General features: G+C 48.6%; 18 protein-coding genes. All 18 read left to right on the top strand.

Annotation, left to right across the window (positions count from 1 at the left end):
* The first annotated feature begins 42 nt into the window (after positions 1 to 42).
* The 18 genes from ACLUXO_RS01870 (at position 43) to ACLUXO_RS01785 (ending at position 13,426) form a co-directional block, all read left to right on the top strand.
* Positions 43 to 663: a hypothetical protein gene (locus ACLUXO_RS01870; protein ID WP_412136105.1), complete on the top strand. Its 621-nt coding sequence runs from the start codon at positions 43 to 45 to the stop codon at positions 661 to 663.
* Positions 626 to 1,135 carry an ArpU family phage packaging/lysis transcriptional regulator gene (locus ACLUXO_RS01865; RefSeq protein ID WP_412136104.1) on the top strand — a complete coding sequence of 170 codons (510 nt, stop codon included), beginning with the start codon at positions 626 to 628 and terminating at the stop codon, positions 1,133 to 1,135. The genes ACLUXO_RS01870 and ACLUXO_RS01865 overlap by 38 nt, the downstream gene beginning before the upstream one ends.
* A gap of 874 nt (positions 1,136 to 2,009) precedes the next feature.
* Complete coding sequence (locus ACLUXO_RS01860; protein WP_412136103.1) at positions 2,010 to 2,543, top strand: terminase small subunit; 534 nt, start codon at positions 2,010 to 2,012, stop codon at positions 2,541 to 2,543.
* Positions 2,530 to 3,744 carry a PBSX family phage terminase large subunit gene (locus ACLUXO_RS01855; protein WP_412136102.1) on the top strand — a complete coding sequence of 405 codons (1,215 nt, stop codon included), beginning with the start codon at positions 2,530 to 2,532 and terminating at the stop codon, positions 3,742 to 3,744. Before ACLUXO_RS01860 ends, ACLUXO_RS01855 begins: the two co-directional genes overlap by 14 nt.
* Positions 3,735 to 5,162: a phage portal protein gene (locus tag ACLUXO_RS01850; protein WP_412136101.1), complete on the top strand. Its 1,428-nt coding sequence runs from the start codon at positions 3,735 to 3,737 to the stop codon at positions 5,160 to 5,162. Before ACLUXO_RS01855 ends, ACLUXO_RS01850 begins: the two co-directional genes overlap by 10 nt.
* Before the next feature lie 5 nt (positions 5,163 to 5,167).
* On the top strand, positions 5,168 to 7,135 hold the full coding sequence (locus tag ACLUXO_RS01845) for a minor capsid protein (protein ID WP_412136100.1): 1,968 nt from the start codon (positions 5,168 to 5,170) through the stop codon (positions 7,133 to 7,135).
* Positions 7,107 to 7,478 carry a hypothetical protein gene (locus tag ACLUXO_RS01840; protein ID WP_412136099.1) on the top strand — a complete coding sequence of 124 codons (372 nt, stop codon included), beginning with the start codon at positions 7,107 to 7,109 and terminating at the stop codon, positions 7,476 to 7,478. Before ACLUXO_RS01845 ends, ACLUXO_RS01840 begins: the two co-directional genes overlap by 29 nt.
* Before the next feature lie 17 nt (positions 7,479 to 7,495).
* Positions 7,496 to 7,837, top strand: coding sequence for a YjcQ family protein (locus ACLUXO_RS01835; RefSeq protein ID WP_412136098.1), 342 nt, complete (start codon positions 7,496 to 7,498; stop codon positions 7,835 to 7,837).
* A gap of 112 nt (positions 7,838 to 7,949) precedes the next feature.
* The gene (locus tag ACLUXO_RS01830; protein ID WP_412136097.1) at positions 7,950 to 8,498 is read left to right on the top strand and encodes a phage scaffolding protein; all 549 of its coding nucleotides are present in this window, start codon (positions 7,950 to 7,952) and stop codon (positions 8,496 to 8,498) included.
* A gap of 2 nt (positions 8,499 to 8,500) precedes the next feature.
* The gene (locus ACLUXO_RS01825; protein ID WP_412136096.1) at positions 8,501 to 9,436 is read left to right on the top strand and encodes a capsid protein; all 936 of its coding nucleotides are present in this window, start codon (positions 8,501 to 8,503) and stop codon (positions 9,434 to 9,436) included.
* Positions 9,437 to 9,454: 18 nt separating this feature from the next.
* Positions 9,455 to 9,829: a head-tail connector protein gene (locus tag ACLUXO_RS01820; protein WP_412136095.1), complete on the top strand. Its 375-nt coding sequence runs from the start codon at positions 9,455 to 9,457 to the stop codon at positions 9,827 to 9,829.
* Positions 9,822 to 10,184 carry a hypothetical protein gene (locus ACLUXO_RS01815; protein WP_412136093.1) on the top strand — a complete coding sequence of 121 codons (363 nt, stop codon included), beginning with the start codon at positions 9,822 to 9,824 and terminating at the stop codon, positions 10,182 to 10,184. The genes ACLUXO_RS01820 and ACLUXO_RS01815 overlap by 8 nt, the downstream gene beginning before the upstream one ends.
* Positions 10,184 to 10,588: an HK97 gp10 family phage protein gene (locus ACLUXO_RS01810; protein WP_412136091.1), complete on the top strand. Its 405-nt coding sequence runs from the start codon at positions 10,184 to 10,186 to the stop codon at positions 10,586 to 10,588. Before ACLUXO_RS01815 ends, ACLUXO_RS01810 begins: the two co-directional genes overlap by 1 nt.
* Positions 10,585 to 10,986, top strand: a complete 402-nt coding sequence (locus ACLUXO_RS01805; protein WP_412136089.1) for a phage tail terminator family protein — start codon at positions 10,585 to 10,587, stop codon at positions 10,984 to 10,986. The genes ACLUXO_RS01810 and ACLUXO_RS01805 overlap by 4 nt, the downstream gene beginning before the upstream one ends.
* The gene (locus ACLUXO_RS01800) at positions 10,970 to 11,188 is read left to right on the top strand and encodes a hypothetical protein (RefSeq protein WP_412136088.1); all 219 of its coding nucleotides are present in this window, start codon (positions 10,970 to 10,972) and stop codon (positions 11,186 to 11,188) included. The genes ACLUXO_RS01805 and ACLUXO_RS01800 overlap by 17 nt, the downstream gene beginning before the upstream one ends.
* Entirely contained in the window at positions 11,188 to 12,522 is a 1,335-nt protein-coding gene (locus ACLUXO_RS01795; RefSeq protein ID WP_412136087.1) for a phage tail sheath family protein, read from the top strand. The genes ACLUXO_RS01800 and ACLUXO_RS01795 overlap by 1 nt, the downstream gene beginning before the upstream one ends.
* A gap of 10 nt (positions 12,523 to 12,532) precedes the next feature.
* Positions 12,533 to 12,988, top strand: coding sequence for a phage tail tube protein (locus ACLUXO_RS01790; RefSeq protein ID WP_412136086.1), 456 nt, complete (start codon positions 12,533 to 12,535; stop codon positions 12,986 to 12,988).
* A gap of 18 nt (positions 12,989 to 13,006) precedes the next feature.
* Positions 13,007 to 13,426 carry a phage tail assembly chaperone gene (locus ACLUXO_RS01785; protein WP_412136085.1) on the top strand — a complete coding sequence of 140 codons (420 nt, stop codon included), beginning with the start codon at positions 13,007 to 13,009 and terminating at the stop codon, positions 13,424 to 13,426.
* Positions 13,427 to 13,496: the final 70 nt, after the last annotated feature.

Raw genomic sequence — 13,496 nt, 5'->3', positions numbered from 1 at the left:
GTGAGTTAGTGCTGGCAGAGCGATTGCTGGAAGGAGAAGATGATGAGACGACTGACTAAAGGATGCGTAGGCTACCAGATCATCAATCAGATCATAGCTGACTATGGCAGTCTGTCAGCAGCACCAGACGAAGCTTTCACTGTCTTGCATGACTGGCTGGGAGTTGGCTTGGTAGGTGATATCGAAGTCGAGGAGACAGACACGCCAGCAGTGCGCCTGGCCAAAAAGAAATCTGAAGGCCTCAGCATGAAGCTGGACACAATCAACGACTTGACGACGTTGAAGTGGCTTTTTGAGTACGGCTATAGCAATCCAGAGATTAATCGGTGGACAGGAATTGGAAAAGCCATTCTGGTTAATCGTCGTAGAGACCTAGGGATTGAGAGCCGAAAAGAGTTCGCTTATTTGGTTAAGAAGGGCAAGAGAGAGTACTACACCACTTCACCCACAGCGGCCGGAGCGCAATTAGGCATCCCTAACGGCGTCGCAGGTGTTTATGATCTGCTGAAAAAGAAGGGTTACGTGCTGGAAGAGTTACACCAGATCCGCTTTGGTGATCTGCCAGAAGGTGCGATTTATATCACCCACCATGGGATTTTTAAAAAGGGGGAGTCAAATAGTGACTATGAGTCTGCAGACAGCGCTGTTCCCAGAGATAGATGATCAAGAGACTGCTGCAAGAGTCAGAGCGTTTTTTGATCGGGACATACCAAGACTACTCAACCGGGCGGGAAGGCCGATTAGTGATCTGACCAGTCCGAAGTTGGACGCTACTGGGGGTGGCGGAAGTGGATACGGAAACGGCCAGGAGCGGAAACTGATCGACCATTTAGACGCTGTAGAGGTCTACAATGTGGTAGTTGACGCAGTGATTGAGACTGTCAGCTTGATGCGAGATGATGAAGCCTACTATTTCCACCGAACGCTGCTGGTTGACTGTTACATCAAGAGAGTTCATGAGAAGGTCGAAATGGTGAAGCTGGGGATGACAGACACCCCTATCCGACTGCATAAGAGAGCGGCTTGCGTAGAGTTCGCAGAGCTATTTGATAGTGTGAAGCACAAGAGAGGGATAGATGAGAAACTCCTGCCGTCGATGGTGGTGTACAAGTCTGATCCAGAAGCGGTCAGCTAGGCTCTGAACAGCATAACTACAGTATCCACAAGGCCTCCAGGTCGGTATATTATGATATTGTCGCAAGAACGAGGAACGGCGGACTTGCGATGCGTTCATAGTATGTGACTCATGTTATTTTTTCTTTTCTAGTCGGTGTTTTTTTCTAGCTTTTTTTACATCGATGATGCGCACATTAATACTCCTCCATATACTGATATCACCTTTCCAGAGCATGGCAGCATGTAGAGCGACACGGAGTGCAAGACTCCGGCCATGCCTAGCCTGGCTGCGCATTGCCAGGCACATTGAAAAACTCCTTTCGAAATAATCAACAACGTACTCATGGTCATTATTGATCCATTAGCTGAGGTCGGTCTCTTATGACGGTTCGACTCCGTCGCTCAGCATTGCCCTGGCGGAAAACAGGGCATTATGTTGTAGAAAGTTGTTACAAAAGTATTCCACAAACTACGTTTTTAGCATATTGACTATCTATTCAAAATTAACACTGCCTGGTGTAGGTTCAACTCCTGCATCAGGTATAAGCCCTACGTCATGACGTCACGGTTGACCGAGCGAGGGCACTGGGCAAGCAGGTAAGAGCTTGGCTTGTCCGTAGACATCAGCCTAGGTCGGTTCGATTCCTCTCCTAGGCCATAGCTTGCAGGGTGCGGAAAGTCATTATAGATCTCCGTTGACATGTTTATTTTGCGTAAGTGTGACGATTAATTCCTGCTCTGCAAGCACTTCTTACACGCTGGACTGTGACACAGCACCAGCAGGCTCTAGCGATGGAGACACAAGAGCAGCGGTTCGAGCCCGCTGTAGAGCCTTACAGTTAAACAGCAGATACCGACCAGTTAGGTCGGTTTTTCTTTTGCTTTGAAGGGGAGTGAGCGGCATTACTGGCAAGTTAACGCAGAAGCAGAAGCGATTCGTTGATGAGTACTTGATCTCCGGCAATGCGGCTCAGTCCGCAATCAAGGCAGGATACTCCAAGAAAACGGCTAGGAAGATCGGCCAAGAAAACCTAACAAAACCAGACATTAAGGCATATATAGATAAGCGCAATGCCGAGATTGCCTCATCAAAGATAGCATCGGCCAGAGAGGTCATGGAGTTTTACTCACGGGTCCTCAGAGGCGAAGAAACAGAAGAAGTCCCAATCGCTACGGCAGAAGACGTCGTTACTGTGACCAAGAAGCCAGCAATCAAGGACAAGATCGCTGTGTCCAAGGAAATCCTCAAGAGATACCCAGTCAACGATCCAGTAGAAAAGCAGAAGCTCAAGAAGCTGGCAGCAGACGCACGGATCTCTGAAGCTAAAGCCAAGTCTCTGGAAGACAACGGCCAAGACATTGAGCTGCTCCTGGACAAGATGCTGGATACTCTGGCGAAAGAAGATCTGAAGAATGGCGCTGAATGATGTACTGACGCCTAAGCAGGGGAAGGTGCTGCATACCTATTTGACGGTCCCTCACTCTATGATCATCCTCAATGGCGCAGTCAGAGCGGGGAAGACTCGGATTAACAACTTTATCTTCTTGTATGAGCTGAAACGAGTAGCTAAACAGGCTAAGGAAGGCGGAGACAGACACCCAATCTATATCCTGGCTGGTGCAAGTTCTGGGTCAATCTACAACAACGTGATAGCTGAGCTGTCCAGGCAGTTTGGGATTGATCTCAAGCCGGACAAGCACAATCACTACCACCTTTTTGGCGTTGATATCGTACCTGTATACACAAAGTCGATTGCTGGGCTGGCTGGTGCCCGTGGTTTTACTGCCTATGGAGCATACGTTAACGAAGCAACACTGGCCAACGAGGAAGTCTTCAACGAAATCCGCAACAGATGCTCAATGACAGGCAGTCACATCATTGTCGACACCAACCCAGATATTCCAACTCACTGGCTCAAGCGTGAGTTTATCGACAACGCTAACCCAGCAGCAGGGATTATCTCGTTCAACTTTACCATTGACGACAACACTTTTTTGGATCCACAGTACGTGGCCGCTCTCAAGGCATCTACGCCTAAAGGGATGTTCTACGACCGTGCGATTCGTGGTCTCTGGGTCACTGGTGACGGGATCGTCTACAAGGACTTTGACAAAGACAGGATGACTGTCACTCCGGACCAGATTCCAGACGATCTGTCTGTCTATGCCGGGGTCGACTGGGGCTTTGAGCACCTTAACTCGATCGGCGTGTTCGGGGAGGACGCAGACGGCAACGTCTACTTCCTGGAAGAGCACATAGGCAAGGGAAAGTATATCAGCCACTGGGTTGACGTGGCCAAGGACATCCAGAGCAGATATGGTGACATAGTTTTCGCCTGCGACTCAGCCCGGCCGGACAACGTCAACGAGTTTTTGGGCGCTGGCATCAATGCCGTCAACGCAAACAAGCAGGTCTTGCCAGGCATTGAATGCGTCAGCAAGTACATGACGAGCGGAAAGTTCTTCGTCAACGGCTCTGGAGTAGACCACTTCTTCGACGAGATTTACCAGTACATCTGGAACGAGAAGACAGGAGAGCCTGTCAAAGAGCATGACGACGTAATGGACATGATGCGCTATGCAATCTACACGAGACACGCCAAGGGGGGTTATATTCCATGGACTTAAAGACGATGCAGGAGCTGGTCAAGCAGAGTGCTTCCAGCAGAGCAGAGTTCCAGAACCGCTACGACGAAGCACTGCGCTACTACTCAGCCCGAAACGACATCGCCAGCAGAAACAACGGCAGGAGCCAGCTTAATCCAGACGGCAAGGGTGATCCGCTCAGACGAGCAGATAACCGTGTCAGCTCCAACTTCTACCAGCTAATGGTCGACCAGGAAGCAGGTTATTTAGCCACTACTGCTCCGACTATTGACGTTGGCAAGGACAGAGATAACAAGCTGATTGCCCAGGTCCTGGGTGATGATTTCGGGTTGACGCTGAGCAACACAGTCGTTGAGTCATCTAACGCTGGTCGTGCTTGGTGGCATTACTGGGTAGATAGAGACGGCAATTTCCGCTATGCACTCGTTCCAGCAGACCAGATCACGCCATTCTATGCTACGAATTTGGACAACAAGCTGCTGGGTGTTCTGCGGAGCTACAAGGAGCTTGACCCAGACACGGGCAAGTACTACGTAGTGCATGAGTACTGGAACGACCAGGAGGCTCAATTCTTCAAGCAGATTTCTACTAATCCGCTCAAGCTGGTGCCGTATGAGCACATCGCAATGTACGACGCAACAGCAGGCTTTGAGACCGGCCTAACTTCGACTATCAAGCATGGAATGGGCAGAGTTCCGTTTATCGAGTTCCCGAAGAACAAGCAGCGCCTTTCAGAGCTGCACAAGAGCAAGGGGCTGATTGATGCTTACGACGATATCTACAACGGCTTCCTCAATGACCTGGACGATGTTCAGCAGGTAGTGCTAGTGCTTAAGAATTTTGGCGGCACGAAGCTGGACACTTTCATGGAGGATCTCAAGAAGCACAAGGCTATCAAGTTCAATACTGCTGGAGCAGGCGACCAGTCTGGCGTCGATACGTTGCAGATCGACATTCCGACTGAAGCCCGGACAACGGCTCTGCAGACTACGAAGTCAAACATCTTTTTGTACGGCCAAGGGGTGGATCCAGCTAACTTCGAAAGCTCCAACGCTTCTGGCGTGGCTATTAAAATGCTCTACTCACATCTTGAGCTTAAAGCGAGCGTGACAGAAGCCAACTTCCGGCACTCAATCAGCGACTTGACTAGAGCGATCATGCGCTACCTGGGCATCTCAGGCGCTGACAGACGTCCAATCACTCAGACATGGACTAGAACGCGTGTGGAAGACGATCTGAGCCGTGCACAAGTGGTGGCCACTGTGGCCAATTTCACCTCTAAGAAGGCACTTGCTAAGGCTAATCCGATCGTCACTGACTGGCAACAGGAACTCAAGGACGAGGAAGAAGAGAAGCAGGCTGATCCATTCGCTGGAGGGGATGCTGATCCATTCCAGGAAGGCCAGGACAATCAAGAAGACAAAGAAGACGAGGAGTAGTCTAAATGGATACCGCTAGTTACTGGGCTAAGCGTGAGCTGCAGCTAAAGAAGAGGCAGATCAAGAATACCAGCAACTACGAGTACGCTCTTGAAAGCAGGCTGAAGGATCTCCAGCGTGAGATCAACAAGGAAGTCAAGTACTGGATGACCAAGTACGCTGACAACAACGAGATCAGCCAGCAGGAAGCGGAAAGAATTCTAAACGGCATCGACACCAAGCACTTCGAACTAACCCTAGAAGAGTTTGAGCGCAAGGCCAAGCAGGGCGGCAATGGCAAGCTGCTGAACAGCGAGTACTACAAAAGCAGAGTAGCCAGAGCGGAGCAGATCAAGAAGCAGTTAGAGCATCTAGGTGGTCAGTTCGCTGGCACTGAGTCAGACCAGCTTAGACGAGCGCTAGAAGCCCAGTACGCTGACACATACTACCATGAGACCTGGCTTAATCAGCAGGCCTACGGTGACCTCAGTATCGACTTCAACCACTTCGACGAAGATCAGCTTAGGGCAGTTGCCGGAAAGCCATGGCAAGGTTCTGATTTCTCCGAGCGTGTCTGGGGAGAGTATCGCAGAGAGCTACCTAGTCAACTGTCCGATGCTATTCTGCGTGGTATCTTGCTAGGCGAGTCCTATGCCAAGGTGTCCAAACGCATGGAAGACCGGATGGCAGACGTTAAAAAGAGCTCTGTTCATCGTCTGGTGTCCACAGAGATGGGCCACATTGCTGAGCAGGCAACTTATGACTTCTACAAAGACGAGGGGCTGGAAGAATACGAATATCTTGCTACTCTGGAGGCCAGGACCTGCAGTATCTGCGGCGGCCTTGATGGCAAACACTTCAAGGTGAGTGAAGCTAAACCAGGCGTCAACTACCCTCTGATTCATCCGTATTGCCGGTGCACCACAATACCTTACAGACCGGATCTACCACCTTTAGAGACACGCTGGGAGCGTGATCCAAAGACAGGCAAGGGCAGAATTGTCAACTACCAGACCTATGACCAGTGGGCAGGAAAGACGGGCGCTCCGAAGGCGTTCAATCCAACTAAAGTATCTACCTTCGCCAAGAAGTCAAGCACTGGTATTTCTACTGGATTTACGTCTAGTGGCTTTGTTTCATACGATGATAAGCAGCGCCAAATTGCTGAAAATGATACTGAAATTCGGGCACTAAAGCGGCATCCTTTTGAAGAAATTCTAGAGCAATCTTTTCCAAATGCTTCAGATCAAGCCAGAGAAAATATCAAAAAGCAGGTTCAAACAATTGCCGATATGACTAAACGTCCATCGGTTCAAGTTAGAGCTAGAGTTCCAATTGAGAAACTAAGAGATATTATCGAAGATGGATTAAAAAACCAGTTTGAGACTGGGACTAGCAAAGGGATGTTCAATCGTGAAGGAAGGATTAAGCTCGCAAAGCACATATACTCGTTGACTGATGAAGAAATAAAGTCGATGAAGCCAGAAGACTATGAAAAGTACGGCTATCTTTGGGACTCCGAGGACGAAGAGCCAAAATACACTGCTGTGAAGAAATATGGTAGTGCTACAGTAGTGTTTAAAGATGCTGTAAAAGAGCGGACAACATATTTTAGTACTGATAGTATGGGAACTGGCGAGAATTCCTGGGACAATAGCTGGAGAGCCGCTAAAGTGGGTGAGCTAAATCCATCATATATAAGAAAGATTGGTCACATGAAGGGAGAAAATGGCAAATCACTGCAAGAAAGAAACTTAGAAAAAGATCCGAGCCTTGCTATTGATACTCATAAGTATTCAAATATAAATAAGGTAACGAATACGCAGACTGATTATACTGAAGCACAGATACATGGCAATCTTTCCAAAGATGATATTGCTTATGTTAGAATTAAAGAGTCGGAGGCAACTAACAATTTGACGGAATTCCTTAGTGAACAAGGCGTCAAGTATGAGGTGATTAAGGATGAAGAACCAGGTAACAGTCCTGTGTGAAGACCATACTGATGAGTGCCCTATGATTGTATGGACATACAACTACTTTTTGTTCAAAGGACTTCGAGACTTATCAGCAATGCAAGATGTTGGCAGCATGATGCGCTGGGCCTATGAGTCCGATCGCTGGCATGTAGATTTTGGCAATCTAACCGATAGATTTACTGATGAGGAGCTGGCCAAGATGAAAGATATGTCAGAAAAATATATTAATGAGGAATTGTTGCCAGAATCTTATCCGTGGAAGAGCAACGGTCCAAGATCCGTCTATCAAGCGGCTTTGAAAGAAGTTAACAAAATATTGAACAGGCAAGTATTTTCTGACGAAATGATCAACATTTAAATTTGGAGTCTATCAATATGGCAAAAGATGACTTCTTCGTTATTGTATTCATGGTGCTCACTAAGGTCTATCAAGCAAATAAGCAGGGCCAACCCGTCACACAAGAAGACCTTGATTTGTGGGGCACTGAGTATAACGAAGGCTACTGGAATCACATTATTTTAGATATGCTAGACCAGGGATGGATTACTGGCGTCATATCAGTAAACCTACTCTCTGGGAAGAAATATAAGGCTAGTGAGGTCTACATTACACCAGCAGGTGTCGAGTATCTGGAAACTAATTCTATGATGCACAAGGCAAAAGAAGTATTGAAGAGCCTGCCAGAATGGGCTACTTTGATCAAGTCATTATTCTAAGCGATTAGCGAAAGCTGACCGCTTTTTGTTTGCCCTCAGCATGGCGTAAAAAGGCTCTGTAATCCTGTCGAGGTCGCACCTCGTAATATCAAGCGTTAGGAGACTGTAAACAATGAAGAGAGATCAACTAAAAGACTTGCAGCTGACCGATGAGCAAATCGAACAGATCATGAAGCTGAACGGCCATGACATTGAGAAGGCCAAGGGGAGCTTTGAAACCTTGCAGGCTGAGAACGAAGCCTTGAAGAAACAGACCGCTGACTATGAAGCATCCCTCAAGAGCTTCAAGAAGTCTGCCAAGGATAACGAAGAACTGACAGCCCAGATTGAAGAGCTGCAGAACCAAAGCAAGAAGCAGAAAGATGAGTTTGAAGCCACTGTGCACGGGCTGAAGCTTAACTCTGCTGTCAAGGATGCTCTGGCTAGTGCTCACGTTCGCAACGCCAAAGCGGTCAAGGGACTGCTGGACATGGACAAGGTCGACTTTGACAAGGAAGGCAATCTGACTGGTCTCGATGACCAATTAGCTGCTATCCGTGAAAGTGACGGCTACCTGTTTGACGAAGGCAACCGGCCTGGTTATGATCCAGCAAATGGCCAACCAGCTAAAGCAGACCCAGTGCAAGCCATGGTTGATGTGTTTAAAGGAGTGACTAATTAATAATGCCTACTGTAAACTACGCAGACGCTTATCAAAAGTCAATTGAAGAAGCGTACTACCCTACTGCACTGTACAGTGCTGACTTGTGGAACTCACCAAGCAATGGCCTGTACAGCTTTGATGGTGCCAAGCATATCAAGGTGCCAAAGCTGACTATTGAACATGGTCGGAAAGACCGTGCCCGCCGTACGATCACTACGCCACAAGCTAACTACTCCAACGACTGGATTAGCTACGAATTGACGCAAGAACGTTACTGGGACACGCTGGTAGACCCACTGGACATTGACGAAAGTAACTATGTTGTCTCTATTGCCAACATCACCAAGCAGTTCAACTTGGACCAGAAGATGCCAGAAATGGACAGATACATGTTCTCCAAGCTGTACAAGGACAAGGTAAAGCTTGACTCAGCTTACAAGGCTAACTCTGACGCAATTGACGAAAAGAACGCCTTGAAGCTGTTTGACGAAATGATGGCCAAGATGGACGACAAGCGGGTCGCAATGCAGAACCGTGTCCTCTACGTAACGCCAAAGATGAACTCAATCTTGAAGCGTGCGGACGCTGTTAACCGGACTGTTGTCTTGAGCAACTCAAAGAGCCTGGACCGCTCAGTCTACAGCTTGGATGATGTGACTATCAAGGTCGTTCCTGCTGACTTGATGCAAACTGACTTTGACTTCCAAGACGGTTCAAAGGTTAAATCTGGCGCCAAGCAAATCGACATGATGCTGATCAACAACGGCGTGCAAATTGCACCGCAAAAGTACAGCTTTGTCGGGTTTGACGCACCATCTGCCGCAACCGCTGGGAACTATCTGTACTACGAAGATGCCTACTACGATGTTCTGCTGATCAAATCACGCACTGCCGGGATTGACTTCCACATCTCAGACGTTGCCTCAGCCGAACCGGCATCCACCCCTGGTAAGTAATAGATCGGAGGCTTGATCATGGAGCATCCCCGCAAAGAGGCCTTGTTGACCAAGGTTAAGGCCCTGTATCCGCTCAAGGAAGGCCAGGAAGAGCTTGCTAGCTTTGCCCTGGACAAGGTGACTGACAGCGTCAGCGCCTACTGCAACATCCCTGCTGCGGATCTCCCTGCTGAGCTGGATAACGGGATTATCGGCATGACTGTCCAAGAGATTGATTCCTGCCTGTGGTCAGCCAATGGGGCTGATTCTGGTGTCCAATCGATCACAGAAGGCGATGTTTCCGTTTCTTTCAAGTCACAAGCTGAGCTTTACCAAGCATTGCAAGATAGCAATCCGATCACGGAAAACTATCTCAATCTGCTGAACAGCTATCGGGTGTTGAGCTATGACTGACTTTGCGAAAGCTATCCGGGCGATGAAGTCGCTTTGGACTGACAAGGTAACCATTACGGCCACACAAGCCGTCAAAGTCGGCCACATCACGAGTAATCAGCCCGTGACGCTGGTTAAAGATGAGCCAGCCAAGGTGATCTTAAAGAGCCAATCGGCCAGCCAGGAAGGCTTCTACGGCACTGACAGCTATGACGCTGAGTTGCTGATTAGAACCGGGCTGGAGATTCCAGCAGGCGCTGTGATCACTGTGACAGATCAGAACGGTGTGGTTACCAAATACAAGCGGTCTTCAAAGGGGTACAGCGGCTATGCGACACACCAAGAGATAGCCATGATCAGAGAGGAGAAAGCATAATGGGCGCAAGTTTCAAAATTGATGATGCTAACTTCCAGGCCTGGGCAGACAGAGTCAAAAAGAAGGCTACTGCCTCCAAGGTCAGGCCATTCATTGAGAAGAGTTTAGAAAATGTCGGTGAGCAAGCCTTGAGACAGCTCAAGACAAACACTCCAGTCGACACTGGCAACCTTCGCCGTGGGTGGGTGTCGGAAGGCAGCAGCTATGGTGCTGGTGGCTGGCAGGTTAAGCTGGCTAATCATGTTGAGTACGCCTACTTCGTAGAAAACGGCCACAGAACCCGGGGCGGAAACGGCTGGGTTCCAGGCCAGTTCTTCATGAAGAGCAGCACTGAAACGATTCAGCGCCAGCTCCCGCAGCTCATCGATCCAGCTCTCTATGTTTTCCGGTCAATGTTCGAATGATTAACGAAATTGCAGATAAGCTCGCCTCAATCTTTGGCGAAGACACGGTAATTTACGCAGAAAATCAACCAGACGGCTTCCAGGAGCCGTCTTTTTATGTCCACAAGGTGCTGACCAGCGCTGTCCATGAGCTAGCTGGCTACCAGGCTAAGACTGACAGCTACCAGATTATCTTTTTTGCTGGGAATGACAATCCGAATCAAAAGATGATTGACGTAGAAGAGCAGCTAGTGGCCGAATTTGACTACGTTGGCCATTATCTGGCTGTCAACCGTAGCTTCACGCCTAACGCAACTGAGCGGACGCTTGATTTTCAGTTTGATTTAAAAGGCCGTGTCTACAACCTAGAAGAAGGCGAAAAGATGAAGAGGTTAACTGTTAATGAAACCAGAAGATAAGACTGCTGTGAAGCCAGCAGTAGCTCCTGTGAATGCCGTTTCCCCGGCTAAGGAGCCAACTTACGCAAAGGCCGGGTTGACTGGCTCTGGCCTGTTTGACCGCACTGAGCGTGACATTTTGGAAATTGCCTTAGAAGACGGCAAGGCCTACACGGTAGCCCAAGCTAAGGCAGAAATCAAGAAGTTCAAGGAGGGAATGTAATGGCAGGTACTTTTACTGCTCAAAACAAAGTAAGACCAGGCGCTTACGTCAACGTCGTTGGCGATGGTGTCGTTTCAGAAGTGTCTAATGTCGGCACTTTGCTGCTTTTCAGCGACCAACAGCTTGACTGGGGTGCTACTGGTGCAATTACTCTGACTGCATCAAGCGACTTCAAGAAGCTCTTGGGCACTGGCTTGACTGACCCAAAGCTTGCAGCACTCAACGAAGCTTTGAAGGATGCGGAAACTGTTAAGTTTGTCAACTTGAACGGTGGTGATAAGGCCAAGGCTACTGCCGATCCGTTCGAAGTGACCGCCAAGTATCCTGGTGCTCGTGGGAATGACATCACCTTCAGCATCGAAGCTGATCCAAGTGACAACAGCAAGGCTACTGTCAAGACTATCTTGGGTACTGAAGTAGTAGCTGAAGACTCAATCACTTGGTCTGGGTTGGCAGAATACACTGGCAACGATTACGTTGACGTTAAGCCTAAAGCTGAGTTATCTACATCAAACTTCACTACTGTTTCCGTGAAGCTGACTGGCGGTAAGACTACCTTGGCAGACCTGGCATCAGCTATGACCGATGCGCTGAACAACGAAGAGTTCGCTGTAGCTACTACTGGTGGGATTAATGCTGAATCTAACGCCCACGTTCTGCTGGCCCAAGGCATCAAGCGCCTGCGTGAAAACGAAGGCTTGAAGGTGCGTGGCGTAGTGCCGTTTAACTCACCTGCCAACTACGAAGGCATCTCACAGGTCGCTAATGGCTATGTTCTGGGCGATGGTACTGTTATCAGCGCAACTTTGGCCGCTGCTCGCTTTGCTGGGATGAGCGCCAACGCTGACGAAGTAACCAGCTTGACCTATGCTAACGTCAATGACGCTGTTGCAGCATCCCCTAAGCTGGATGACGAAGCCACCAAGAAGGCTTTAACCGCAGGGAAGATCGTCTTCACGACTCGTCGTGGCGGGAGCGTTGTGATTGAACAAGACATCAACTCACTGACTAGCTTCTCTTCCAAGAAGCCTAATTCATGGGCTAAAAACCGTGTTGTCCGTGTCATGGATACTGTGGCTCAATACTGCGAAGACACCTTCGAAAACTCATTCATCGGCACTCAAACCAACAACGCTGCTGGTCGTGACCTGTTTAAGGCTAACATCGCCAGCTACTTGGCCGTCGAAGAATCAGAAGGTGCTATTGAAACCTTTGACCCAGCAACTGACATCACTGTAGCCCAAGGCACAGACAAGGACAGCGTAGTAGTAGGCTTGACCATTACTCCAACGGATTCAATGGAAAAGCTCTACATGACCATTACTGTTAAGTAGGAGGCATTAGATGGTATTACAAGCAGGCGACGTAATTAACTCCAAGGATGCAACGGTGACCGCCACTATCGATGGTCGTGTCATTCCTTTGATTGAATGCACCGATTTTGAAGCAAAAATTGAAAAGAACAAAGAAGATGTTCAAGTTTTGGGCACTCACTGGAAGCATCACAAGGTGACTAGCATCGAAGGCACTGGTACTCTTGAAGGCTACTTGATCAGCTCAATGTGGCTGAAATATGCTCTGCCATACATCAACGGCGGGGCTGAGCTGTACTTTAACATCACCGTTGATATCGAGGACAAGTCATCACGAACCGGCAAGCAGACTATCCAGCTTACGGACGTGTCCCTTGACGATATTCCGATTGCCAATATCTCAGCAGATGACTCCGTTCTCGACTGGTCATCAGACTTGACCTTCGAAGGCGTACAACTCATCAACGAATTCAACGATATCCACTAGAAATAAGGAGAATTAAGCATGGTAGAAGCAACTAGCATTTCAGACTTTCTGGCAGAAAACGTAGCGCCAGCTCAAGAAACTAAAGAAATTAAGTTTAAGCGGTTTAAATCAGCCTTCAAGGTTAAGTCACTGACGGGTGAAGACGTGAATCGCTTACGTAGAGAATCCACTAAGCGGGTCCTCAATCGGAAGACTCATCAGTACGAAAACGAAACTGACCAAAATGAATTTATTTCTAAGGTCGTTGCTGAAAGCGTAGTTGTTCCAGACCTGCTTAACGAAAAGCTACAGCGCTCCTATGGGGTTATCGGTGACCCGGAAAAGCTGCTTGGTGCGATGCTTTCAGCAGGCGAATACAGCGTTCTGGCTAACGAAGTGACCGAGCTGTCTCACCTTGACGGCGATATGAACGCCTTGGTGGATGAAGCAAAAAACTAATCAAGTCTGCTGCGGGTGACTGGGCTGTCTATCACTACGTGCTGAACGAGTACCATTGGACACCAAAGCA

Origin of the sequence: Lactobacillus delbrueckii subsp. bulgaricus, from assembly GCF_046938665.1 — a bacterium.
Lineage (GTDB): Bacteria > Bacillota > Bacilli > Lactobacillales > Lactobacillaceae > Lactobacillus > Lactobacillus delbrueckii_C.
This window is presented reverse-complemented; position numbering and strand designations above follow the sequence as displayed.